Source organism: Pseudoalteromonas aurantia 208 (genome assembly GCF_014858725.1).
Lineage (GTDB): Bacteria > Pseudomonadota > Gammaproteobacteria > Enterobacterales > Alteromonadaceae > Pseudoalteromonas > Pseudoalteromonas aurantia.
Genome location: NZ_AQGV01000011.1, coordinates 161,736 through 187,693 on the forward strand (window position 1 = coordinate 161,736; position 25,958 = coordinate 187,693).

20 protein-coding genes are annotated in these 25,958 nt (G+C 40.1%); 12 read left to right on the plus strand and 8 right to left on the minus strand.

The window, feature by feature from the left end:
- Window positions 1–140: 140 nt before the first annotated feature.
- The 3 genes from PAUR_RS03330 to PAUR_RS03340 form a co-directional block, all read right to left on the minus strand.
- On the minus strand, window positions 141–455 hold the full coding sequence (locus tag PAUR_RS03330; protein WP_192506398.1) for a hypothetical protein: 315 nt from the start codon (window positions 453–455) through the stop codon (window positions 141–143).
- Between the two features lie 165 nt (window positions 456–620).
- Window positions 621–1,487 (minus strand): alpha/beta fold hydrolase, encoded by an 867-nt coding sequence (locus PAUR_RS03335; protein WP_192506399.1) that lies wholly within the window; start codon window positions 1,485–1,487, stop codon window positions 621–623.
- Between the two features lie 76 nt (window positions 1,488–1,563).
- Window positions 1,564–2,733: a MerR family transcriptional regulator gene (locus PAUR_RS03340; RefSeq protein WP_192506400.1), complete on the minus strand. Its 1,170-nt coding sequence runs from the start codon at window positions 2,731–2,733 to the stop codon at window positions 1,564–1,566.
- Between the two features lie 915 nt (window positions 2,734–3,648).
- Here PAUR_RS03340 and PAUR_RS03345 point away from each other — a divergent pair.
- The 6 genes from PAUR_RS03345 (at window position 3,649) to PAUR_RS23890 (ending at window position 13,053) form a co-directional block, all read left to right on the plus strand.
- On the plus strand, window positions 3,649–5,949 hold the full coding sequence (locus tag PAUR_RS03345; protein ID WP_192506401.1) for a S9 family peptidase: 2,301 nt from the start codon (window positions 3,649–3,651) through the stop codon (window positions 5,947–5,949).
- Between the two features lie 705 nt (window positions 5,950–6,654).
- On the plus strand, window positions 6,655–8,367 hold the full coding sequence (locus PAUR_RS03350; RefSeq protein WP_192506402.1) for a vWA domain-containing protein: 1,713 nt from the start codon (window positions 6,655–6,657) through the stop codon (window positions 8,365–8,367).
- A 20-nt stretch (window positions 8,368–8,387) separates the two neighbouring features.
- The gene (locus PAUR_RS03355; RefSeq protein ID WP_192506403.1) at window positions 8,388–9,005 is read left to right on the plus strand and encodes a sigma-70 family RNA polymerase sigma factor; all 618 of its coding nucleotides are present in this window, start codon (window positions 8,388–8,390) and stop codon (window positions 9,003–9,005) included.
- The gene (locus PAUR_RS03360) at window positions 9,002–9,715 is read left to right on the plus strand and encodes a hypothetical protein (protein WP_192506404.1); all 714 of its coding nucleotides are present in this window, start codon (window positions 9,002–9,004) and stop codon (window positions 9,713–9,715) included. The genes PAUR_RS03355 and PAUR_RS03360 overlap by 4 nt, the downstream gene beginning before the upstream one ends.
- Window positions 9,716–10,424: 709 nt before the next feature.
- On the plus strand, window positions 10,425–11,264 hold the full coding sequence (locus tag PAUR_RS03365; RefSeq protein WP_192506405.1) for a hypothetical protein: 840 nt from the start codon (window positions 10,425–10,427) through the stop codon (window positions 11,262–11,264).
- Window positions 11,265–11,304: 40 nt separating this feature from the next.
- Window positions 11,305–13,053: a PKD domain-containing protein gene (locus PAUR_RS23890; protein ID WP_192506406.1), complete on the plus strand. Its 1,749-nt coding sequence runs from the start codon at window positions 11,305–11,307 to the stop codon at window positions 13,051–13,053.
- A 249-nt stretch (window positions 13,054–13,302) separates the two neighbouring features.
- On the opposite strand, the gene PAUR_RS03375 is transcribed toward PAUR_RS23890, so the two are convergent.
- Window positions 13,303–14,373 carry a serine hydrolase domain-containing protein gene (locus tag PAUR_RS03375; protein ID WP_192506407.1) on the minus strand — a complete coding sequence of 357 codons (1,071 nt, stop codon included), beginning with the start codon at window positions 14,371–14,373 and terminating at the stop codon, window positions 13,303–13,305.
- Between the two features lie 284 nt (window positions 14,374–14,657).
- Window positions 14,658–15,593: a fibrinogen-like YCDxxxxGGGW domain-containing protein gene (locus tag PAUR_RS03380; protein ID WP_192506408.1), complete on the minus strand. Its 936-nt coding sequence runs from the start codon at window positions 15,591–15,593 to the stop codon at window positions 14,658–14,660.
- A gap of 724 nt (window positions 15,594–16,317) precedes the next feature.
- Here PAUR_RS03380 and PAUR_RS03385 point away from each other — a divergent pair.
- The 5 genes from PAUR_RS03385 to PAUR_RS03405 all read left to right on the plus strand — a co-directional run bounded on the left by PAUR_RS03385 (window position 16,318) and on the right by PAUR_RS03405 (window position 20,966).
- Window positions 16,318–17,163 (plus strand): enoyl-CoA hydratase/isomerase family protein, encoded by an 846-nt coding sequence (locus PAUR_RS03385; protein ID WP_192506409.1) that lies wholly within the window; start codon window positions 16,318–16,320, stop codon window positions 17,161–17,163.
- Window positions 17,163–17,444, plus strand: coding sequence for a nuclear transport factor 2 family protein (locus PAUR_RS03390; RefSeq protein WP_192506410.1), 282 nt, complete (start codon window positions 17,163–17,165; stop codon window positions 17,442–17,444). Before PAUR_RS03385 ends, PAUR_RS03390 begins: the two co-directional genes overlap by 1 nt.
- Window positions 17,445–17,652: 208 nt before the next feature.
- Window positions 17,653–18,459, plus strand: coding sequence for an SDR family NAD(P)-dependent oxidoreductase (locus PAUR_RS03395; protein ID WP_192506411.1), 807 nt, complete (start codon window positions 17,653–17,655; stop codon window positions 18,457–18,459).
- A 49-nt stretch (window positions 18,460–18,508) separates the two neighbouring features.
- A complete protein-coding gene (locus tag PAUR_RS03400) occupies window positions 18,509–19,114 on the plus strand; it encodes an NAD(P)H-dependent oxidoreductase (protein ID WP_192506412.1) in 606 nt (201 codons plus the stop codon).
- A gap of 1 nt (window position 19,115) precedes the next feature.
- The gene (locus PAUR_RS03405; RefSeq protein WP_192506413.1) at window positions 19,116–20,966 is read left to right on the plus strand and encodes a monovalent cation:proton antiporter-2 (CPA2) family protein; all 1,851 of its coding nucleotides are present in this window, start codon (window positions 19,116–19,118) and stop codon (window positions 20,964–20,966) included.
- A 338-nt stretch (window positions 20,967–21,304) separates the two neighbouring features.
- Here PAUR_RS03405 and PAUR_RS03410 read toward each other — a convergent pair whose 3' ends face one another.
- Complete coding sequence (locus PAUR_RS03410) at window positions 21,305–22,198, minus strand: LysR family transcriptional regulator (protein WP_192506414.1); 894 nt, start codon at window positions 22,196–22,198, stop codon at window positions 21,305–21,307.
- 112 nt (window positions 22,199–22,310) lie between these two features.
- Between PAUR_RS03410 and PAUR_RS03415 the strand changes: the two genes are divergently transcribed.
- Window positions 22,311–23,300, plus strand: a complete 990-nt coding sequence (locus tag PAUR_RS03415) for a zinc-dependent alcohol dehydrogenase family protein (RefSeq protein ID WP_192506415.1) — start codon at window positions 22,311–22,313, stop codon at window positions 23,298–23,300.
- A gap of 181 nt (window positions 23,301–23,481) precedes the next feature.
- Here the strand turns inward: PAUR_RS03415 and PAUR_RS03420 are convergent, their stop codons facing one another.
- Window positions 23,482–25,233 carry a sensor histidine kinase gene (locus tag PAUR_RS03420; RefSeq protein WP_192506416.1) on the minus strand — a complete coding sequence of 584 codons (1,752 nt, stop codon included), beginning with the start codon at window positions 25,231–25,233 and terminating at the stop codon, window positions 23,482–23,484.
- 1 nt (window position 25,234) lies between these two features.
- Entirely contained in the window at window positions 25,235–25,936 is a 702-nt protein-coding gene (locus PAUR_RS03425) for a response regulator transcription factor (RefSeq protein WP_192506417.1), read from the minus strand.
- Between the last annotated feature and the right edge of the window lie 22 nt (window positions 25,937–25,958).

Consider the following 25,958-nt stretch of genomic DNA (forward strand, 5'->3'; position numbering starts at 1 on the left):
TAAGTACCTCGCGACGATGGAAGAAAGTCAACAGGTTGTATGGTTATCAGCAACATTGGCCCCATTGGCTGGTACGAAACTACGCGGATTGAGTTTTTAAAACAAACGGGCTTACTGTCTGTTTTATAAGCTCATGCTGTTTAATGTACTGTGATAGGGTGATCATTCACCACTAAAGATTGACCGTTTTCCTTGGCGCGAATAAAACTAGAGATTAAAACGTCATTTGATAAGGTGTTTATATCGTCGACCTTTTCAACCATGCAAAACGTAATGGACTCCCACCCTAAATCTTTAATAAAAGTTTTAAGCTGTTTGATGTTACCTTGATAATTTTCATCGGTTGTTAATAGGCCGATAGAATGTTTATTACCGAGTGTGTACTTGTCGTTTTTTGTGGTCGAACATTGCGCGTATCCGCTTAACACATACACTGTATTTTCGGTGTTATTCATGGTGGTTTGCATACTTAAGTGAATTTTAAATCACTATGCATTTTTCAAACCAAATTAATAAACATCTTTATGTGATATGCCTAGGTATTGAAAGTAGAGCATAAAAAATGATTGGCTATTCACATCAGGCGCGAATACTCACAAAGGTGTCAATTTCTTGAGTCGCTACGTTACGGATTTGATAGCCTTTAATAGGAGCTTATTAAATTCATTAGGTTTTTCTAACATAGGAAAATGACCCGTTTCCTCTATGAAATAAAGCGTGTAATTTTTGATATGCTTTTTATTTTCTGCTGAGGAAGTCGGCCATAACTTAGCGTTTAGGAGTACAACAGGTACGTTGATATCTTTATACACACGATACGATTCACCACTGATGTATTGACCTAAATAATTGCGAAACTGATTAATGGCTATCTCTTTAGGTGCAGAAGCCATATCTTCGCTCACCCAATAAAGCATATCTTCTTCTACATTTTTCGGAAATGCGTCTTTTACAAATGCTTTCATTGCATTTTGAAAGTTATCTTCAAATGGGTTAGCCATTAGGTTTAGCTCTTCGTGCGTGAGTTTTAATGCGACATTTTGTGAAGTATCAACACCAATAATACCAACCACTTTGTTCGGCATTAACTTTGCCGCTTCAGCGATTACGCTCCCACCCATAGAGTGTCCAATTAATATTGCCGAGTTTATGCCTTCTTTCTCAATAACAGCTTTAATATCATTAGCAAAAGAAACCATGGTGTAATCTTCTCGGTTGTATGATGAGTTACCATGACCCGCTAAATCTATAGCGATAACTTGATATTTTTCTGAAAGGTATAAAATTTGATTCCGCCACAGCCTGCTATCTAAACTCCAACCGTGAATAAATATAAGTGATGTTTTACCACGACCATTAACACTATATGCAATTTGCTCTTTGTCATTTGATATAGCGATTCCAAACCTCGCCATCGGGTTTTGCTCGCTAGCATTTACGCTATTAATTGACATAGCGATTAGTATTATCAGAATTAAATGTTTCATATTTTTCTTTACTTTTTTCTTGTGGTCCAAAAATAGCTTAATTTAAAATCATTAAGTTAGATTTGGCCTAACGTAGCTATACCTTTGCTAAAATGAACATGTGATATCCAAACTCATCAGCAAATTCCGTACAAATGCTGACTTCATTTTTCATATTCTTAAATGCTGTAGAGTTAACCATTTCAGGCTCAAGTTCATTTAAGCGTTCGCGTAAAGGGTTATAATAATTTAACCATGCACTTTTGCTTTGAGAGAAATTAGCTATAACTTGATAACCAGTCTTTTCGATTTGTTTAATTCTTGTTTGAACAGTTTGTATATCAGGGTATTCATGACGCCAAAATTCAATAGCCTGTTCACTTGGTGAACTTGTTTTCCATACCAAATCACTCATCATTAAATAGCCTTGCTTTTTAAGGATAGGCTTCCATAACATGAGTGCTTTCTCTATACCTATGATATAAGCACTACCTTCAGACCAAATAAGATCATAACTCTCATTGGAGTAAGGTAGTGCAGCCATATTTGTACAACATACTTCTAACCGAGCTGCTAACCCTTTTTCCTCAAACCTTTTAGCTAGTTGATCGAGCGCGAGTTGTTCATTATCTATCGCGGTAATTTGTGCTTGGCTACACTTTGCCAATACATTAGTTGCTAACCCTTTACCACAGCCAATTTCTAAGATGCTACTGGGCGCGGTTGGAATTAATGATAGCGCATGTTTAGTGTCATCTTCACTGCCTGGCCCCCAACGTTCTAATGTTTGAAAAACTTTCATAAAATCTTGCATATAAATATCGTGATCATTCATGTCTTTTGATAACCATTTCAATTGCAAAGCTTCTTTGTCACTAAAACCTTGCGTTTTTAACCAATCTAGATGGGCATCTGGAGCGAGCTTATCTAAGCTCTCATGCCATGATTTTAGAGCACCTTCTCCGGCAATAGCAGCAAGTAAAATTTTTGATTGTTGCTTTTGCTTTATCTCCTCATCCAGTTCTTTTAAGCGCTGCTTAACAAGCGCTTTGTCAATTTTCGATTCAAGACACACTTTGCACTCTTTCAGGGTCAAGCCGCCTAATTGAAGCTGTTGAATCAAATGGATGCGTTGTAGATCCCGTTCGCTGTATACTCGATAACCATTTTCAAGTCTCAGTCCAGTGATAAGCTGTAACTTTTCATAGTAAAGTAGTGCCGTTCTTGATAAGCCGACTTTCTCTGCAAGTTCAGAAATTTTATACACAATGATGAACCTTTTTCCTATTGATGGCTAAGAACTCTAAACTATAAAGTAGTAGATAGGTCAACAATAAGATCTCGAATATTTATGGCAAATGTTGGGTGAGGTATTTATATCGTTGCTATTTATGTTTGAGTTTTCTATCCAAACTAATTGTAGAATTTAAAGCGAATGGTTGAAAGGTAATGCCGGCTTTTGGCTAGTTTAATATTTTTTATGGGACAGAGATCAGAAACGATCTTCAATAACACAGCACCATTGCCGTCCTCCTGACGAAGGTCAGGATCCATAAACAACTCGTGTCATGACTTTCTGGCTCTCAACAGTTACCTGCGTCTTCCTGACGAAGGTCAGGATCCATAAACAATTCGTGTTATGACTTTCTGGCTCTCAACAGTTACCTGCAAATTAATCCCGCATAATTTTATGCGTAAGAGGAAGGTTGGTCGGTAACACAATCCCGCCATGCGAGCTCGTCAATTGCTTATGTTAAGGCGTGATCGAAAGGGGGGAAGTCGTTTAAATTGGTGTTGTAGCAAGGGTTGCACAATACAAGACCTGACCCTGTGTCCTCATGATCTCCAAAAGTTACCTGCGTCTTCCTGACGAAAGTCAGGATCCATAAACAACTCGTGTTATGACTTTCTGGCTCTCAACAGTTACCTGCAAATTAATTAAGCATAATTTTATGCTTAAGAGGAAGGTTGGTCGGTAACACAATCCCGCCATGCGAGCTCGTCAATTGCTTATGTTAAGGCGTGATCGAAAGGGGGAAGTCGTTTAATTGGTGTTGTAGTAAGGGTTGCACAATACAAGACTTTACCTTGTGCTCTCCAATCAAGGAAATAACAAATAAATTGTATACTTTATGCAATTCATTATAGTGGGCAGAATAAAGAATATGAAGTGGAGATAAAAATGTTTAAAAAAGTGGGGTTATTGATAACTTGTCTATCGTTAACTGCTTGTTCAATAACGACAAAGAATCAAGCTGTAATGGTAACTCAGGCAGATTATAAAAGGGCTGAAAAATTTTTACCTAAAAATGTAGCAACTAAAGTGCGTAATTTAGCTGTTGAACCACAGTGGATCAATCAAGCAAGTGATTTTTGGTACAGCGAAGAAGATAAATCAGGAAATAAAAATTACGTTAAAGTACAGCCAGCTTCTGCTGTGGTTTCCCCCTTATTTGATCATGAAAAACTCAAAGCCAGTATTAACCATGATCCAAACCAACCTTTTTCAATAGAGATAAAAGCGTTAGATTTAAGCAATGGCCGTTTAAAGCTAATCAATCAGAACCACGAATATCAATGCGACTTAAAAACGAGTCAGTGTAATAAACTCGCTGCACAAGTAAGCCCTACGCAACCTGAATACAGTTCACCAAACGGTTTATATTCTTTAAGGGTAAAACAATGGAACTTGTATTTAACTGAACATGAAACAAATAGAGTAACCCAGTTAACTTTTGATGGCAGCGAAGGTTACCCTTATGCTGTGCACAATATGAACCCAAAAAAGTACATCAATAAAGATGCTAGCAATGTAAAGCAGCAACTTAGTGTATTTTGGGCGCCAGACAGCCGCACTGTTATCACACATAGATTAGATCGCAGACAAGTTGGCAAGCTACATTTAGTGCAATCTAGCCATGACCAAGGATTAAGACCCAAACTCTATAGCTATTATTATCCATTGGCGGGTGATAAACATGTCCCATTAGGTGATATTTACTCAATTGATATTGCGACTAAAAAAGCCACTTTAGTTGATACGCCTAAACTACAGCAAACCTATTATGGTGGACCGATTTGGGGATGGTGGGAAGATAACAATCGCTTTTATTTCATGGATCAAGCGAGAGCGAAAAAACGTATTAGTCTACATGAATATAACCCTGACAATCAGCAAGTAAGATTAATCGTTGAAGAAAAATCCGCACAATTTATAGACCCTTGGGCACAACATGTACAGATATTACCAAATTCAAACGATGTGATCTGGAGTAGTCAACGCTCAGGTAAACAACAGTATTACTTGTATGACCTTAGCAATGGTCGACTAAAAAATAAAATCACGCAATGTGATTGTTATGTTCGTATTAATAGAGGCGTCGATGAAAAATCACGCACTTTATATTTTGAAGCCTCAGGTGAATTTAAAGATAGAGATCCGTATTTACGACATTTATACAAAGTGCAGTTAGATGGGTCTGAGCAAACGTTATTAACACCCGAGCCTCTAGAGCACAGTACGCGACTTTCTCCTGACTTTAATTATTTTGTTGATATTGCCTCTGACCATAAAACGGTCCCTATCAATACGGTACGTAGTACCTTAGATGGCAAAGCCGTCGCTTCCATAGGCTCGCCTGATATCAGTGAATTGCTCGCTTCAGGCTGGCGTGCTCCCCAAGCCTTTAAAATACTCGCGGATGATCAACAAACTCAACTCTATGGCTTAATGTATAAACCAAGTAATTTTGATGCCAATAAACGTTACCCTATCATTGATGCAACGTATACTGGCCCTCATGGTTTCTTTACGCCTAAATCGTTTTGGACCTATTATCAGCATGCACAATCTTTAGCTGAATTAGGTTTTATTGTCATAAAAATGGATGGCAGAGGTACCAGTAAGCGAGATCGTAATTTTCACTTAGCTGCTTATCAAAATCTAGCCGCTGGCGTAGATGACCATGTTTACGCAATCAAAGCACTCGCTAAGCAACATGCATATTTAGATGTAAATAGAGTCGGGATCTTTGGTTTTTCTGCCGGTGGGTATGATACCGCTCAGGCCATGTTTAGACACGCTGAGTTTTTTAAAGTGGGGGTTGCCGCTTCAGGCAATCATGACTTTAGAGTGGATAAAACAGGCTGGAATGAAACATGGTTAGGTTACCCTGTTGCTGAACACTGGGATCAACAAACAAACCTAAACCCACAAAGTGTTGCCAAATTAAAAGGTAAGTTACTCCTTGCACATGGCGAATTAGATGAAAATGTTAACCCTGCTGCAACGATGCAATTAGTGAATCAGTTGATCAAAGCAAACAAAGACTTTGATTTGATGATTTATCCAAATCAAGATCATTTTTTAAACAACAGTGATTATTTTATTAGAAAGCGCTGGGATTATTTTGTAGAGCACTTACTTGGCACACAACCAGTAAAGGAATATCAATTTTCAAATAGTGAAAAACACAATGAATAATCTTATTAAAAAATTAATTTAACACACGCACAAGATAAGCGGCACTGAGTCAGCGCCGCTTATATTTAATTTATTTTTAGGTCCGCCATGCTTAACCAGCAAACTTACCTTTGACAAAAAGACGGCCGATTACTTTAGTGGGTTGATCTTCCTTGGATGAATATACACGTCTTTTTTTGTGCTTCACTTGCATTTTATAGTAGAGGGGAATGTCTTTACGCAGCAGCGCTTTTAAAATTGATCGGCCAGTAATGCCAATAAAAGTAGGGGCCACAGACATGAAACGTAGGCGTTTTAGACAAGGGTTTACGTATAACCAAATAACTGTGAAAAGTTGATTATTATTACTTGTGTTATTAACAACATTGACTCACAGGTTCCTCATAGTGTTAGGAATGATGGTGAAACTTGAGAGGTCACAAAGACACTATCAAGCGAACTCTTTAAAAACTAACAACATCCTTTTATTACAATTTATTGGCCAATGAATTGCCTACGATAAAGCGGGGAAACTGTATATGCAAAGCCGTTTAATACCATTAAGTGGCTTCGGAATATAGAGTCAGAGCTTGAATTCATCTGAGCATAAGTTGTATGGGGTTTGTGTAGAACTCAGTCCCTATTGACAAAAAACGGTTTAAATTTCACCCCCAAATGCATAGTCGCTCGTTTATAGCTGTAAACCTTCTAAAAAAGAGATTGATTATGAACACAAACAAAACCTTCATAGCTTTAACCATTAGCATGCTGCTCATGGTGGGGTGTTCTCATAAAAAAATTAAGCATGAACAAGAAATAGATAAAGCAAGTCAACAGGCACAACAAGAGCGAGCCTCTGATCTTGAAGCCGTTAAAAAAGTTATGGTGGCAGAAAACGCGCTTGGTGGCGTGCAAGAAAGTAGCACTGAAGTTGAATACATGAAGCTTAGCCGGCCGGTGCATAAAAAGGCACTACACTCGATGAGAGGAAGGGTCGCACCGCAACCACCAGCAATAGATCATCGACCTTACTTTGAGAATCGTGAAACCTATCTACCCACCGATAGTAATGGGGTATTTCAGGTAGTCACTACGCCACTTTCGACTTTTTCTGTTGATGTTGATTCGGGCAGTTACGCCAATATTCGTAGTTATTTGAGCATGGGTAAATTACCACCTAAAGATGCGGTGCGTGAAGAGGCATTTATAAATTACTTTGATTATAACTACAGTGTGCCGGAAGACGTATCACAGCCTTTTGCAACCTACACAGAAATTGCGCCAGCACCTTGGCGTGATGGTCGTCATATTGTGCGCATTGGCCTACAAGGTTATGACTTACCTATGAGTGAGAGAAAGCCGTCAAATTTAGTCTTTTTGGTGGATGTATCGGGCTCAATGCATGAAGAAAATAAATTGCCATTGCTGGTACAAAGCTTAACCATGATGGTACAGCAGTTATCCGCGCGCGATACGGTAAGTTTGGTAACCTACGCGGGTAACGTACAAGTGGTGTTAAGTCCAACTAAAGGCAAAGAACAGCAAACAATTGTAAATGCATTAAAAGCGCTTAAAGCAGGCGGGGGAACTTATGGCGAAAGTGGTATTAAAATGGCGTATCAAGAGGCGAAAAAGGCATTTATCAAAGGTGGCGTGAATAGAGTGATTTTAGCCACCGATGGTGACTTTAATGTTGGTATTACCAGTATTGACGCATTAAAGGAGCTAATAGCTGAACAGCGCAAGCAGGGCATTTCATTGACTACCCTTGGGTTTGGTCGCGGCAATTATAATGATGCGATGATGGAGCAATTGGCCAATATTGGAAATGGTAATCATGCTTACATTGATACCCTACACGAAGCACAAAAAGTCTTATTAAGACAGATGAGTGGCACCTTACAAAGTATTGCTAACGACGTAAAAATTCAGCTTGAATTTAATCCGGCACAAGTGAAAGAATATCGCCTGATTGGCTATCAAAATCGCTTACTTAAAGATGAAGATTTTAATAATGATAAGGTCGATGCGGGCGAAATCGGTGCAGGCCATACGGTCACTGCACTGTATGAAGTTACCTTAGTGGGTAACAAAGGACAGGTTGACGACTTACGTTATCAACAGCTGCAAATGGCAAATAGCAACGACGAATTATTACAGCTAAAAATACGCTACAAGCTACCGGGTGATGATAAAAGTCAGCTAATAAGCTTAGTTGTGGATAAAAATCAGGTGTTACCAGAGTTTAATAGCGCAAGTTCAGATTTTAAATTTGCAACATCGGTTGCGGCATTTGCACAAAAGTTGAAACATAGTCAATATTTAGGAAGTATGGGTTATCACGACATCGCGCGTATCGCACGAGCGAACAGAGGCCATGACCCATTTAACTATCGCGGAGAGTTTGTTAACTTGGTTGAACTTGCCAGTGCACTTTAATTCAGTTTAACCTTTAATTTATGACACAAATAGCTCAACAACACGCAAACATGGATGAAACGTTAATGCTCGAATATGGCAAAGGTAATGATACTGCCTTTGCTGAGCTTTATGCGCGCCATAAAGGGCCGATGTATCGTTATATATGTCGTCAATTGGGCTCTAAGCAGCATAATAAAGCGCAAGAGTTGTTTCAAGAGGTATGGGTGAGGGTGATAGACAACCGTAATAACTACACGGTTGAAGCCAAGTTCACTACATGGCTGTATCGCATTGCACACAACTTATTGATTGATGAACACAGAAAAAACCAGGTCAGAGGTGAGCATTTAACCCTCGTGAGTGATGAACAAGATGAGGGAATACTTGCCTTTCACCAAGGTAAACAAGAAGGTTCAGTGCATAATGACTTTTTACAACAGGCTATCAAACACTGTGTTGAATTGTTGATGCCTCAGCAGCGAGAAGCCTTTTTACTGCGCCATGAAGCAGGGTTTGATCCCAGTCAAGTGTGCGAAATTGTTGGGGCAAAGCCAGAAACCGTAAAAACTCGACTGCGCTATGCTATGTCACAGTTGCGAGACTGTTTGCAGCGTAAAGTGGGAGCCACAGAAGTAGGAGGCGAGCGAGAAATATGAGCAAGCAATTTAACGATGACGACATCATCAAGCTGTATCAACATAATACTGATGATTTGCCTCCTAGACAATTAGATGAAGTCATTCTGGCACGTGCTGCACAGGAAGTTAAAGTAGATGAAAAGCCAGTCAACACAAAAACCAACCGCTGGTGGCCGTATTCAGGCATAGCAGCAGCGATGGTCGCTGTGGTCGTGTTGGCACCTTGGCAGTATGACCAAGCCCCGGTTTTCGTGTCTATTGAATCGGCTGATATCAATGGAATAACCCAAGCGCATACCGCGGTAAATGAAGCTGAATTAACAATCAATAAAGCAAGGCGTAAGGTGTTCAGTGACGAGCAGGTTATTGCACATGAGACAACGCAAAGCATAGCAGCAAGTGGGCCTCAATTAGAAATGACTGATCAGCCACAAGTTGAAAGTATTGTGGTAACTGGCATGACGGTTGAACGCGCAGTGCCAGAGCATAGAGTGCATACCATAAAACCCGCTTCATCGGCACTTTACGGTATAGCGTTAAGTGAGCCATTACCAGAGTTTGCCAAAATCATCATAAAGCTGGGAAATAATGATCAACAAGGTGCAGAAGAGGAACTCATCAAATTATTGGAAGAAAAACCAGAATACCACGAGGGAATACCTGAACCTCTCGAAGCTGTGTATCAGGCATTATTGAAAAACGGCAAATTGCAGCGGCCATTGCAGTAGTAAGGCAGTCATGAAGCTGCGTCATTTGCTTTGATAGAAAATTAAAGGAAGGTAGCTAGTCAATAAAAAAGTGAATTAACCCATAAATATTCACTTAAATTAGTGGGTTATAATTAAGCGCTAAAGTGCTGATGAAGAGGCGACGGGGTCGCCGCAATTAAATCTACAGTACTTTTGATGACCTCATACTGTGCTTCTTTGAGCGCACCATCCATATGGCCAAAGTTGCAAGGTGGCCGCCATCATCAATAAAACGGCAATATTCATAGCATTGGCGAGAAAAATAGCTTTGGTTACGCTATTTTTTCGTGATCTCATTTCATTACTTACAATCCAATGATGATATTTAGTTCAATGTCAAGGCGCTTTTATGCAGTAATAGCGGGCTATTACAAATGAAAGCAACGCCGAGAGTGAGAAAAATAGCTTTATTGGGCAAATTCGTTTATTCAGAGCTGAGGTTATTTTACATAGCGTGTATTCAAAAAACAGCCAATACAAAATTTAACTTACTTGTAACCAATACGTATAAAAAATGCAACTTAAAGATTGGAAAAGTACATATTGTATACAATATTTAATGTTGCTTGGTGCTATTCAGCCTACAAGCAAACTGGAAATTCTATCTGCATTTAATTTTAAGTATTAAAACTACTGAAAAATTCTAGACAGTATTGCCGAAACTCATCATCACATAAGGAAGATAATAATGAACATAGTCAATCTAACCCGATGTAGTATTCTAATAATACCGTTGCTGATAACCACGACTTCAGCGCTTGCTGGCACGTTTGTGAGTAACAATGGACATAATAAAGTAATTGAAACTTTAGTGGCAGATTCTGAGCTTATTTTTAGAGGAACATCCACTGAAATAACTGAAGGTCTGTCTGTAGAAGGCATCCCCTATACTTTTGTCACCTATGATATTGAAGAAGTGATTAGCGGGCAATATTTTGAAAGTACCATCACTTTAAAGTTTGTTGGTGGTACCTTTGCAAATGGTAATACTTTATCTGCCTCAAACTCCCCTCAAATTAAACTCGGTGAACAGTCTATATTATTAGTGCAGCAAAGCACTGATACAGGCTGTGATTTTGTGCAGTGTGAACTAGGGCGTTTTTTACTTGAACAAGGGAACGTTATAGCGGCTAATGGTCAAGCGGTGATTGTAGATGAGCATGGCAGTGTTGATTATATGTCAGCTAATGGGCTAAAAAATCGAGATAATAGGCAAGCTAACACTACGTCGAATATTGGTAATTTCATTACAAAACTGAGAAATATAGATAAGCAGGTGCTATCTCAAAGAGGGGATTCATTTAAACGTAATACTGTAAAAAACGTTGATAAAAACATCACTTTTAAAGCATATATAGGCTTAACACAAGCAAGTAAAGCACCTGTGGAGCTAGTTGCTCCAAGTGAAGCATTAGTAAAGAAAAACATATCTCATGGTAGTCGGCATGACAAATGGGAAGAAGCGCAAGTGAAACGAAATAAGGGTAATCCAGTACTGACTGTTAGCTCACCTTACACTCAACAATAACCATGCGTTTATAGCCATTAAACAACTATGAGAAATACACATGAAAGGTAATAAATTTAAAACCAGACTCACGACTGCATTTGTCCTTACTCTAGTAAGTAGCAGTGCCTCGGCACATAAGTTTTTAATAGATCCCGCTTGTAACGTGAATAAAAAGTGGCGGAATCAAAGTAGTATGACTTTTAACGCTAATCCAACGGGATTTGCAGGCGCTTTTGCAAAATGGAAAACGTCATTTCAACAAGCAATGAATCGAGTGAATGATACGCCTGCCAACTTTACTATTTATGTACGAACTGACGACGATAACAGTGTTGGAACCAATAATGGTGAAAGTGAAATTTGGTGGAGTACAGGGACTTCCGCTGTGGCATATACCATAACAAACAGCTGTGGTAACACGGTTGAAACTGACATTGTTTTTCACAACAATATTCCTAACGGTGGTTACAATGACAAGATGGATGAAAAAACATCTTATCGCGGCTATGGTCTAGAACGTCGATTATTCGAAACCACCGCGATACATGAAATAGGTCATACACTCGGGCTTGCTCATGAAAATCGCTACTATAATATTATGGGAACAGATTACACCCATGTGCATACGAGCGGAGAAAATTCGTTACGATCCTATGTAGGTGAAGACGCCGCGAATGGCTTAATCACGCTGTATGGTAGCTCGACTCGACAAGATGTTTCGGTATCGGCTTGGCGGCGAACTGGGTCATCAGGGGAGTACAGTTCACATGGCCGTAATCGATTACTCGACAGCACTGGCACTGAATTAAGTTCAACTAAAGTGGAGTCTAGCTGCACCAGAGATTACTGTGAAATGCGCCATAACGTTGAACTTGGCCAGCAAGTTCAAATGGAGCTGACTTTAGAAAACAGCGGTAGCCATTCTCAAAATGTTCAGCTTGGCTATTATATTTCTACTAATGCAACCATTACCAATACCGATACGTTAATTACAACCGACACAGTGTCTGTTTCGCGCAGGGTGCCAGACGAGGTTAAAAAGAGCATTGTCATTCCAAACAATTTACAACCCAATACCAATTACTACCTTGGGGTGATCATTGACAATGCTAATCAAGTCTCAGAGTGGGATGAACAAAATAACACCAGTTATATTCATATTCGCACTGGTTCGGGGTCATCTAATTCAGCACCTATCGCAGAAGCTAACGGCCCTTATAGCGCAGTAGCTAATGCAGCAATTAACTTCAGTAGTGCAAATTCTTATGACTCAGATGGCAATATCGCTTCTTACAGTTGGGATTTTGGTGACGGTAGTGCAGCTAGCTCAAGTGCCAATCCAAGCTATCGCTACACAACAGCTGGTACCTATACCGCAACATTAACTGTGACTGATAACCAAGGTGCAATTGCGTCAGATGCAGCAACCGTTACAATAACTGGAAGCCCGACAGGGGGGAGAATTGACAATGCATGCGCAACGGCGGGGCCAACAACCGGGTCCAGTTTAACCAGCGGTAATACGATTTGTTTACCTAATGGCAGTCGTGATGCGGATATTCAATACTATTTCATCTATGTGCCGGCTGGTATTTCAACATTAACAATTGAAACCGATCATGGCACAGGTGATGGTGATGTTTATTATAAAGCCTCAACTTGGGCGACAATAAGTAACTACGATCAACGTGGCTTTAGCGATAATAATACCGAGCTGGTGAGTGTGAATAATCCTGCTCAAGGGTATAGGTTTATTAGTGTTGTCGGGCAACGCACAGGTATGGCAATGAAGGTAACTTTGGAATAGCTATTACTTAACCTCAGCTCTGGATAAGCGAATTTGCCCAATAAAGCTATTTTTCTCACTCTCGGCGTTGCTTTCATTTGTAATAGCCCGCTATTACTGCATAAAAGCGCCTTGATATTGAACAAAATATCATCATTGGATTGTACGTAAGTTTGTTTACAAAACATTTTCTATTCCAAAACCCTTATCCAAACCTGAGGTTACTTAAGAACCAAAGGGGTCAAGCTCTGACCCTTTTGCTTGTGTTGTTTACTTGTTAGTGATTATTTTATTGAGTTGGTTACTAAATTTTGCTGCGGGGAAGTTTTGTACATTGGATAACACCACAATGAGTTTTTTACTTTCTGGGTAGCGGGCGATGTAGGTACTAAACCCGTCTATTCCGCCAGAGTGTACGTATCGTAATTCGCCATTAGATTGGGTAATAAACCAACCAAGACCAGCGCTGCCAAGCTCTGGAGTGAACATGGCTTTTTGGCTTGCGTTGTTCAGTAGGGTGTTGTTGTAGAATGATTGATCCCACTTGTGTAAATCGTTAGCACTTGAAACCAATGCGCCTGCGGCGAAGGGTACGGTCATGCTCAATTTTGTTATATTTGCACCACTTGGGAGGTAGCCTTGAGCAATATTATTCTGTCCTAACTCATCTTTACCATAGCCACTCTGTGCCATTTCCAAGGGATGGAATATCTCTGTGTTTATAAAGTCTTGATAGGTCATACCACTGACCTTTTCAATTAAGTGCCCCAATACAATATAACCTGAATTTGAGTATTTATATTGGGAGCCAGGGTTAAATTCAAGTGCTCTGCCTTTAAATAAGGCGATTAGTTGCTCAGGAGTATGCGGTGTGTTTTTAATATCTTTAAACGTACTTAGCGCAGTAAAATTAGCTAGCCCTGCGCTGTGTTGCAGTAGATGCTTAATACGTATTTTATCCCCGTTGGGGAAATCAGGTAGGTACACATTAAGAGTATCTTGAATACTAAGTAACCCATGCTCCTGTAATATCATAATGCCCGTAGCAGTGAACTGCTTAGAGATTGAAGCCAGCCTGAAAACGGTATCTGCATCAATCAGTTTTGTATCGTTTCGGTTAACTTTATTAAAGCCTTTACTGAATAATACCTGTTCATTTTCAACAATCAGTATCGCGCCACTAAAGTTTTGCTCTATTGCATACTGCTCAACTGTTTGGTCCATCTTGGCGGGTTTAATTTCAATGGCTTTTTCGTTGCTGCCACCACATGCACTCAGTAGTGCAATTAACAGTGTAGGTATTACCAAGTTTGTTCTGATTCGAAATAGGCATGTGGTCATACGAAACGTCCTTAATATGTCGTTTTAATACTCTTATCATATAGCGAATTTACGGTTGGTTTCTGTACGAAAGTGTTTATCAAAGCGCTACATTTTTAAACAAAGTAAACGCATTAAATTGAGCGTCAGTGCATAAGCTGATTTTGCTTTACGAGCGGTACTTGTTGGCAATAAGCAATAATGAGATATTTGTAGATTAATTAACAGTGGGAATAAAAAGGTTGGCAAATAATGACAACCTTTATTGACTAAAACCACGGTTTTTGTTTTAGCCCGTTGCGTTTTTATCGGATGTAAATTTGTATATTCAATGGAGAGTAATACATTTTGCCACTGCTTAGCGTGCCATAGTTACCATTGCGATTCGAAGGCTTAAAGTCTAAATTGTAAATTGACACGGTTGTGAAGTAAATCCCGTTACTTGGGTTACTCAAATAGGTATAGTCAGAGCCTTTGTAGGTGCACCCTGGTTCAGCATGAAATACAGGCGTATTTACAAGGTCATCAACTAAAACCTGACAATTAGCAGTATCTAACTGTGTAAAGTCAAACACAACATAATTGTCATTATTGCCATCGGTGACCATGATCTGTGTTGCGTTTGTTTTGAGCGCTTGCCACGTTGCTGCATCAATATAATGGTTTTTTTGAACATTAGGATCCGTTAGTTCTTGAGTACGGGCATGCGACTCGCGGCCATTTTTCTCTCGGGTGTTTACTAGCGTCCAGCCACCTTGATCTATATCCATGTTGCAATACACATTGGCTGTCGTTGGATTACCATCAACGGTCAGTTCAATAGCATGAATACCAGATTGAGAAGATGGGTCTTTAATTTTTACGTCGTCACATGATTGACCATGCAACCCAGTATTCGATTGCAGTGCAAGTTCAAAGTCGCCAGACTCAAGAGCGTTACTGTACCAAGTCCCTTTATAAAGCCCATCAATCACGCGTTTTCCGAGGTAATGTTTTTTGGTATTCCCATTTGTTGATGTGAACTCGATCACATTATCATTATGTTGATATTGTCCTTTTGACACTTCACTGTCAGATTTGAGTATGAAGTCACCTTGCATACGCAATAGTTCAGAACTTGATAGTGTGTATGATGGGTCTAGTTGCCCATTTAGTGACGTATCTTCTTTGAGGTCAATATATTGAGGGGTTGCATAGCTAAAAGTGCTTGTCATAGCTAATATAAGATAATATTTGTTCATACCGTTCCTTTGTAATTGAATTGCTGATTAAAGTTATATTAAACAATATATTAGCTTATATTGTTGGTGATGTTCTAGTCCTGATTTTGGCCCTCCTGATGTAGATCAGAGTTTGTTTATAAAAACAGCTCCATTATTAATTTGTTTCTAACTTAGGTCTGAAGCTTTGCACAATCACAGCGGTACCATGTCACCTTGCTGACCTAGTTCAGGATCTTGGTTCAGTGACGCGTGTATTTGTGCTTTTTGATGATCAACAGCCACCTGCTCAGTAGCCCTTTATTGGTTGGCAGCTGTGTCTTGTTCGGGTTAGCGATTGGGTCTTATCTAACCTCAGCTCTGGATAAGCGAATTTGCCCAATAAAGCTATTTTTGTCACTCTCGTCGTTGCTTTTATTTGTAATAGCCCGCTATTACTGCATAAAAGCGCCTTGATATTGAGCAAAATATCATCATTGGATTGTACGTAAGTTTGTTTTCAAAACACTTTCTATTCCAAAACCCTTATCCAAACCTGAGGTTATCTAGATTTTATTATTTAATAAATATTAAAACTGATTATTTAATTACTGGCATTATCAAGTAAATGTAAGTGCTCTAGTATGGCTTATAGCAAATTGAGAGTGAGCTTATCACTGCAAATTGCACACTTCCCCCTACGTGAGCTTGAGTAAACATAACGATACTAAGCTCTTAGAACAATAGATTGGTTGGAGAGTATATTATGAAGTATTCAGGTTTTCAGACATTTAAAACACAACAACGAGACGGCGTTCTTACGGTGACTTTCGATTTTGGTACTGTCAATGTACAAGGTCAGGAAATGCTTGCAGACTTAAATAGTTTGGCAATGCGATTAGAGCGTGACCGCAATACCAAAGTCGTGGTTTTTCAATCAGCTAACCCTGAAGTGTGGGTTTGTCATTATGATACTGAATTATTAAAGGATATGTCGACTGAGGCCGTATCTCGCGACGAAGTGGCGCTTTTAGATTTACAGTCTGTATGTGAGCGGATCAGTAAAGTACCTCAAGCAACCATTGCTAAGCTTGAAGGTTTTGCTCGCGGTGGTGGTCATGAATTAGCGCTTGCATTAGATATGCGTTTTGCCGCACGTGGCAAGTTTAAATTTATGCAGATGGAAGTGGGCATGGGTATTTTGCCATGTGGAGGTGGTGCATCACGCATGGCACGTCAAACTGGCTTGGGTCGCGCATTAGAGATTATTTTAAGTGCCCGTGATTTTGATGCTGATGAGGCAGAAGCTTATGGCACCATCAATAAAGCACTTGAGCCAGATCAAATTGGTGAATATGTTGATACGCTTGCGAAACGTATCGCTAAATTTCCAGCTGAATCTATCAATGCTTGTAAACAAGCGGTGTATGAGTCTATTGATAAACCCATTGATGAAGCGCTAAAAGCAGAAGCATACTGGCTTTACCAAGCCACTAGTAAAACCCCTGCGGTTAAGCGTTTTAGCATAGCTGATGAACAAGGATTGGAGCATGACATGGAAAACCAGCGTAACTGGAACGAGTTAGTGATGAATGTTCAGGACATAAAATAATGCATAGACAGACTCACCAGCAGCTGGTTAGTGACTTTTTTATGCGATTTGTTAACTCAGACATTGAAGGCTTACTGGCACTGCTTGATGACCAAGTTGTTTGGAAAATGATGGGACAGCAAGGTGGTTTACCTGTCTCTGGAGAAATGGATAAAGCGGGAATTACTGGACTGATGCAAAGTGTTCGAGCACAAGTTGGAGGCCGTTTAAATATGACCCCACGGCGTGGACGATTGCAGGTGGGCGCGTTGCGGTCGAAGTTGAATCTTCAGCTAAGCTAAAAAATGGTCGCGATTACAATAACCTTTATCACTATTTATTCACGATTTCTGACGGAAAAATTGACGCTATCAAAGAATATGGCGATACCGATCAGGTGAGGAGAGTATTCTTAGATTAGTTGGTAGAGGTTAATTAAAATATAGGGGCGATGAGCCCCTATATTTATTAATTACAGATTGATAAGTAATGCACTTGAGGAATTCGATAATGAAAAAAACAATTCTAATAACAGGCTCTACCGACGGGATTGGTTTAGCAACAGCTAAATCACTTGTGAAGTTGGGACATAGGGTACTGCTGCATGGTCGCAGTTGTTCAAAGCTTACAGATGCAACAAAGCTACTGAGTGAATTTACTAAAGCAGAGGATATTTTTACGTATCAAGCTGATTTATCGAGTATACGTGATGTGCAAGCGTTTATTGTTAAAATAAAACAAGAACATCAAAGGCTCGATACGGTGATTAATAATGCGGGGGTGTTTATTGTCCCTGAAAAAGTGTCTCCCGATGGGCTTGACGTTCGTTTTATGGTGAATACCATTGCACCTTACATCCTGACACACGCTCTTTTGGCACTGCTTGATAACACTGGGCGTGTCATTAATGTATCCTCAGCGGCGCAGTCCTCTCTTTCTGCTGAGGAGTTATGCACACCAAGTTCATTATCAGATAGTGCTGTTTACGCGAAAAGTAAACTGGCTTTGACTATGTGGACGCGTCAGTTAGCTATGTCGCTTGGAGAAAATGGCCCGGTTATTGTCGCAATTAATCCGAAGTCTTTTTTAGGCAGTAAAATGGTTGAACAAGCGTATGGTGTGACGGGCGGAAACTTGCAAATAGGCGCCGATATATTGGTGAAAGCGGCGTTATCGGAAGAGTTCTCTGATGCGTCTGGACTTTATTACGATAATGACATGGGCCAGTTTACATCGCCTCATCAAGATGCGCTTAACTCAACTAAAATAACTAAAATTACACAAACAATTGAGCGTATTATCCATTCATTGGGTTAAAAATAACCGCAACTTGCAAATAGGTGTACGTTGAGAGGAAAGAAGAGCCATGAAGAAAATTCTGATAAATTTTGCTCATCCTGCAAAGTCGCGGTCAAATATTAATATCGCATTGCGCAATGCAGTTGAAAACATTGAGCATGTAACGGTGAATGACCTGTATGCCAACTATCCAGATTTCATGATCGATATAAAACGAGAGCAAGCCTTATGTGAAGCGCATGACATTATTATTTTTCAGCACCCTTTTTATTGGTATTCAACACCCGCAATTATGAAAGAGTGGTTAGACTTGGTGCTGGAGCATGGATGGGCATATGGCACTGAAGGAAAAGCATTGGCAGGTAAAGTGTTTTTTCAGGCGATCACCACCGGTGGCGATGCGAGTAACTATCAAAAAGACGGTTACAACGAATTCACTTTAAAAGAGCTTACAGCACCCTATAGAGCAACCGCCAAATTATGCCGTTTAACTTGGCTACCACCTTTTGTGGTGACTGGTGTGCATCAGGGCTTAGAACCAGAAGAAATACAAAGTTATTCAGCAGAGTATAAGCGCACACTCATTGCTTTACGAGATTCGTTACTCGATTTAGAGGTGCTAACACAGCAAGAGACTTTGAATAACAACCATTTAGTCAGTAGGAGCGAATAGTATGGAAGCGTTTTTACTGCAGTTGTTTATCTTTTTGGCGGCCGCGGCTATATCAGTGCCGATTGCAAAGAAGCTCGGACTTGGCTCTGTGCTGGGCTATCTGATGGCGGGTATTGTCATTGGGCCTTTTGGTGCTGCGTTAATTCATGATGTTGAAGCAATCATGCACTTCACTGAGTTTGGTGTGGTAATGATGTTATTTTTGGTTGGGCTTGAACTCAAACCCTCGCTGTTATGGCAGCTTAGAACACCGATTTTAGGTTTTGGTGGGGCACAGGTGCTGATCAGCAGCGTGTTCATTTGGGGTGTCGCTGTTGTTTTTCTACCTTGGCAACAAGCACTCGCCATAGGCCTTATTTTATCATTGTCTTCAACAGCGATTGTACTGCAAACCTTGCAAGAGAAAGGCAAAATGAAAACTGAGGCTGGTCAGTCAGTATTTGCGGTGTTGTTATTTCAAGACTTGGCCGTAATCCCCATGCTAGCCATTCTACCTTTGCTTGCCACGCTCACGATATCTGGTGGTGCTCACCATGATTCGGTGCTATTTGATATCAGTACACTACCTAATTACATACAAATATTGGTGACTATTTCGGCTATTGTATTCGTGCTTATGACGGGTAAGTTTGCCTGTCGGCCAATTTTTAGAACCATTGCCAACACGGGTGTAAGAGAAATCTTCGTCGCTGCGGCGTTAGGATTGGTTATAGGGACGTCGCTTCTGATGATGACGGTCGGATTATCACCCGCACTAGGTGCATTCTTGGCTGGGGTGGTACTTGCGGACAGTGAGTTTCGCCATGAATTAGAAAGCGACATCGAGCCATTTAAGGGCTTATTATTGGGTATATTCTTCATTTCAATTGGTGCGAGCCTTAACTTTACACTGATCAGTGACAGTTTTTTATTAATACTGGGTTTAACTTGTGGGCTAATTGCCATAAAAGGATTGGTATTATTGCTCGTGAGTGTTGTATTTAAAATTAGTAAGCAAGAGCGACCGCTGTTTGCTATTGCATTGGCACAAGGAGGCGAATTTGCCTTTGTGTTGTTTCAACTGACTAAAACAAGTGGTGTGCTATCTATTGAGGTTATTGAGCCTTTGATTTCAGCAGTGGCTATTTCTATGTTTTTGGCGCCTGTTATGTTTGTTATTCATGAAAAAATGTCTCACAAACCAAATAAGAAGCCAGTAGAAGCATCGAAAGACGTTATTGAAAAAGGGGATCATAAAGTTATCTTAGCTGGATTTGGTCGCTTAGGCACTGATATAGGAAGGTTTTTAATATCAGCGGGTATAAAGCCTGTCATCCTCGACCATGATGCTAATAATGTCAGTCTACTGAGAAAGTTAGGTTTTGAGGTATATTATGGTGATGCCACAAGGCTTGATTTGTTGGAGTCGGCAGGGGCTGCAACGGCAGAATTACTGGTGATTACATTAGGTGATACTGAGTCCGCAAAACAACTTGTTGCGCTGGCAAAAAAACATTATCCGCAGTTAAAAATAGTCGTTAACGCCCATGATCGAGAAGCCGCATTTGAATTTATGGACTTAGAAATTGAACATATCTATCGCGAGACATTAGGCACGGCTTTAAATATGGGACAAGCAGCCATGAAACAGCTTGGTGTTGATCCATATGAAGTACATCGCCTTAAGCAAATTTTTTATAAGAAAGACGTTGAAATGATGCCGGAACTATACAAACTGCGGTGCGAAGAAGAAAAGTACATAGTGTTATATCAAAAGCATCATGAACGTTTAGAGGAATTGATGAAGTTAGATCATAACGAAAACTTAATGGCGCTAGATAAAGCGTGGACAGCAAAAAATCCAGAGCTCTAGAGGTGACGACAATAATGGCATAGAGCACACTATCTTTATGTCATTATTAATATTTTCTATAAAGTATTTTCATCAAAAATGGCATTATCCGCGACAAACCCGTGTGCTAATCTGAGTATGCAGTAATGATTATACATGTTACGTAAATTCACGTTAACTTGAGTGCTTTGTATTCAATCTTATGTCATTAAGGCGTTACTATGTTAGGAGAGAACCATTCATTGATAAATGAATTTCCGGCACATAAAGACACAATTAAGCGGCTGGATCTTGACAGTAAAACCTGATAGGTCGTGATGAAAAGCAGGCTTCTTTACAGAGGTCTGCTTTTTAGGCTTTCATGCTTCCCAGTAAGGTATGTCACCATAATATGCTTTAAAGTAATCAATAAATGCTCGGACTTTAGGGGCCAACAAGCGTGAACTTGGGTACACAGCCCAAATAGCGGTGTCAGACTCTACTGGGTACTCTTTTAATACTTGCACAAGTTCCCCTGTTTTAAGTGCTTTATAAGCGCACCAAATAGAGCATAAAGTTAAGCCTGCGCCGTTCATACAAGCATCTCTGGTTGATTCACCATTATCAATGCGTATTGCGCCTTTGGGTTTGATTTTTTTGAGTCCGTCAGGTGTATTAAAAAGCCAACTGTCAATGCCTATCAGGTTAATACATTGATGATTTAGTAGGTCTTGAGGTGTCTTGGGTTCACCATATTCTTTAATATAATCCGGCGATGCACACACAATACGATGATCGCGAGTGAGCTTTCGTGCGACTAAGGTCGAGTCATTCAATGCCGCATTTCTGATGGCAATATCAAAACCGCCTTCAACCATATCAACGATGCTATCACTTTGGCGTAAATCAATTTTTAACTCTGGATATTGTTTTACAAAGTCTTTTAATGTGGGGACTATATGCATTCGTGCAAAGGATGATGGCGCCGCAACTCTGATGGTACCCTGCGGGATGAAACTGCCTGCACCAACAGACGCTTTCGCACTATCAACAGCATTCAATACTGCTTCAGCATGAGGCAAAAACTCACGCCCTTCTTCAGTTAAAGACACTTTACGGGTGGTTCTATGTATCAGCTTTACACCTAATGCTTCTTCAAGCTTATTGATATGCATACTTGCAACAGGTGCAGATAACCCCATCTCGTTGCCCGCCATACTGATGTTGTGAGTCACCGCAATTCTCACAAAAAGCCTTAAGTGTTCATTATTCACTGTCGATACCCCATTATTAATAAAAAGTAAAAACTGATTAATATTGTGAGTGTATTATCAAGAAGATGTTTTGTAAATATACTTTACCCAATCCAATACAGAGGAAAAAATAATGAAAGCAATGACAATTAACGCGTTTGGCGGTACTGAAGTATTTACAGCGTCTGAATTAATAAAGCCAGAAGCGACAGCTGGGCACGTGGTAATAAAAGTGGCCGCAACGAGTGTGAATACGGTTGATACAATGATCCGCCAAATGGGGGAGGATTTAGCCCCCTTATCACCTGCATTACCTGGGGTATTAGGGATGGACTTTGCTGGTGTCGTGGAATCTGTCGGGGTAGGCGTAACAGGTTTCTCTGTTGGTGATGAAGTATATGGTTGTGCTGGTGGCTTAGCAGACTTACAAGGAGCGTTAGCGGAGTATATGCTTGCTGATACAAAATTAATTGCTCACAAGCCTAAAACAATTTCAATGCGTGAAGCGGCCGCTATACCGTTAGTCGGCATTACCGCGTTTGAAGGACTTATACGTGCTGGCGTTAGCCAAAATCATAAAATACTGGTGCATGGTGGAGCTGGCGGCGTAGGCCATATAGCGTTACAATTGGCGCGCTATTTTGGTGGTGAAGTTTATGCTACTTGCAGTGGCAATGCTCAGTCTGAACTCATTAAAAAGTTGGGGGGGACGGCCATTAATTATAAAACCGAATCAGTGACTGATTATGTTGCTACGTATACTGATGGTGCAGGCTTTGATGTGGTGTATGATTCTATTGGTGGCGCGAACCTGCTTAATTCATTTGAAGCCGCTGCATTAAATGGGCAAGTTGCTACGACTGTGTCTATGGCCGAAATAGACCTGACGACAGCGCATTTTAAAGGGTTATCTTTACATGTTGTCTTTATGCTGATCCCAATGCTTTATAATCACAAACGTGAACGCCACGGTGAGATTTTGGCTAAAATTGCAGAGATTGTAGATGCCGGTAAATTAACGCCTATTGTTGATGAACAATATTTTAGTTTAGAAGATGTCGGTAAGGCACATACTCGACTTGCAAGTGGCCAAGCCATGGGGAAAGTGGTGGTGTCTGTTTAGGTCTTAAATCACTTTGCTTGCAGAGAGGGTTGAAGTTAACCCCTCTCGGATGATCCCCTTCGATGCTTTAGCCTCAGTCGTTGCGCTAATTGCGGTTTATAGTAGCAATGCCTTTTGCTCCATGCAGAGCTGAGTCCATAACTCATTTAGGTCGTATCACAATGAACTTTTAACTCATCAGCTATTGGAACTTGCATTTAAAGCGTACTTTCATCGATAGGCCCGGCAACATGCGCTCTACTTCAATGGTGCCTTGTTGTGCTAATACAAGCTCGTTGACCAGCGCAAGCCCTATCCCTGTACCTTGGGTTGAGCGTGTTAATTCACTGCCTCCGCGATAAAATAATTCAAAGATTTTACTTTCTTGTTCCGCATTAATACCGTTACCATAATCACGAATTTCCATCACGATATAGTCTTTATCTTTGGCATCTGCTGTAAAGTTGAAATCGACTTTTTTGCGTTGTTCATCTTCGATAGTGTCACTATCAAAAAACTTTACTGCGTTATCAGTGATGTTGATCACAACCTGTGAAAATGCATCTAAGTCAATGAGTAAAAGTACATCTTCTGGTTTTTCGAAGTCACTTGAAATGTTTAGCTGAAAATGGCTGTTTAGCAATAACGACGATACTTTTGACTGGATGATATCCGTTAAAATACTGAGCTTGGTATAGTGTGCATTGACACTGTGTTGTGGTTGGTTGAGTTTTGAAAGCTGCAGTATGTTGTCAATTAAACGAGATAAGCGTTCACTCTCACTGTGGATGAATTCGTAATACTCAGACTTGTACTCTTCTGAGGGCACCATCCCTGATTTTAGCATTTCAGAATACATACGAATTGATGTTAATGGTGTCTTGAGTTCATGGCTTACCGAAGACACAAAGTTGAGACGTTGCTCTGCGAGTTTAAGCTGTTTGATACCCAAACGATAAAAGCCAAAACTGCCCAGTATAATACCACATAGTAACAACGCCATTAATCCAAGGCTATATATCGCCGCAGGAGGGAGCGTGAGTTTTGCCGTTGAATATGTGAGCTGATAACTTTTAAAAGGCCACCGTAGTTCGTGGCTATTGATGGTCAATTGATTTAATGGTGCGTGTAGCAATTTGGTTTGGGTGATGACGGCTTGACCATGGGATTTGCTGTCATAAATGAAATAAGTTCTATCCGAACTCGTTTGTTTAGGCTGTACGGTGACTGTGATCGTACTTTTAAATTGCACGGTTTTGAGTATACGTTCAATTTGGTTGTTTAAATAGGCATTTACGTCGATGACGTAGCCTTGTAATTTTTTGACACCATTCACGAGTACAATACGATAAAAAACAAGGTATTCTGGTACATCGGATAATAAAAGAAACTTCTCATTGTTAGCCGATAAGTTGTTTTTAATGAGGGTTTTTAACTCGGTTGACTTGGATGTTACTTGATAGAGTTTTAAAGCGAGGCTTTTTCGTTTTTTCGATTCAAGCCCATCATGCTCTTCTATTTTTAACCCTTTGGGACCATTGACGGTGCTAGGCCAAACTGGGCTATTGAATTGCCCATTTTTATCTAGTTGAAAGTAACCTATGAGGCCTACATAGCGCGCATTATATTCGGGGTTTGAAAGCGGGGATCTAATTCGACTCACTTGTTTGTTATCAGGATTGTAAATATGCTGATAATAATCAAAGGTGCGTGTGTTTAAGGCATTATCAAATACGACGCGTTTAAATAATTTGAGATTTAGTTGTGACGTTATCTTTGCTGTTTTACTTTGATATTCGGTTAAAAGATCTTTCTCAAATTGATGATACCCTTGGTAAAGTACGACGCTGATAGGGGCTAATAATAGGAGCAAAAAAAGACCAGTAAGGTAGCGAAGCCGACCTACGCGTTGCGGATAACTTAATAAACGGGTATTTGAGAGGAGGTGTTTCATATTATGACTGACAGCTAAATAGCTGATACCCTTCGCCTCTTAGCGTCACTAAGTGTTCAGGTACTTTAGGGTCGCTTTCAATTTTTTTACGTATTTTAGCGATATGTATATCCACTGTGCGCGTATCGATATGTTCAGTTGATTTATATCCCCACACTTCTCTTAATAATTCATCGCGTGATACAGGGGATTTTTGCTGGTTTAAGTAAATCAAAATACTGACTTCTCGGCGGGTATAGCGCATCTCTTGCTCATATGAGCACCCTGTTAGTTTTTGTGTACAAATACGCACATGTTTACCAATGGCGAGAGTATAGTCATTACCAGATAATCCAGAGCGCCTTATTAATGCTGTGACTCTTAATACTAACTCGGATGTAGAAAATGGTTTAGCTAAATAATCATCAGCGCCTAACGTCAGGCCGTTAATGATATCTTCTTCAGCATTTTTTGCAGTTAACATTAAAATAGGTTGTACCTGAGAGTGTTGCCTGATTGCATTGCATATTTCAAAACCATTCATCGATGGCAGCATCACATCTAAAATAATGCAACTGTACTTCTGTGCTAAAGCGCGCGTGAGCCCTTTTTTACCATCCATTTCACTTTTAACGTCAAACCCATGAAATACAAAAAGATCGGTAAGACCACGCAGTATACTTGGCTCGTCTTCGATAATAAGCAGAGAGGGTTTTATATTCATATTATTTTTCAATTCTTTGGCT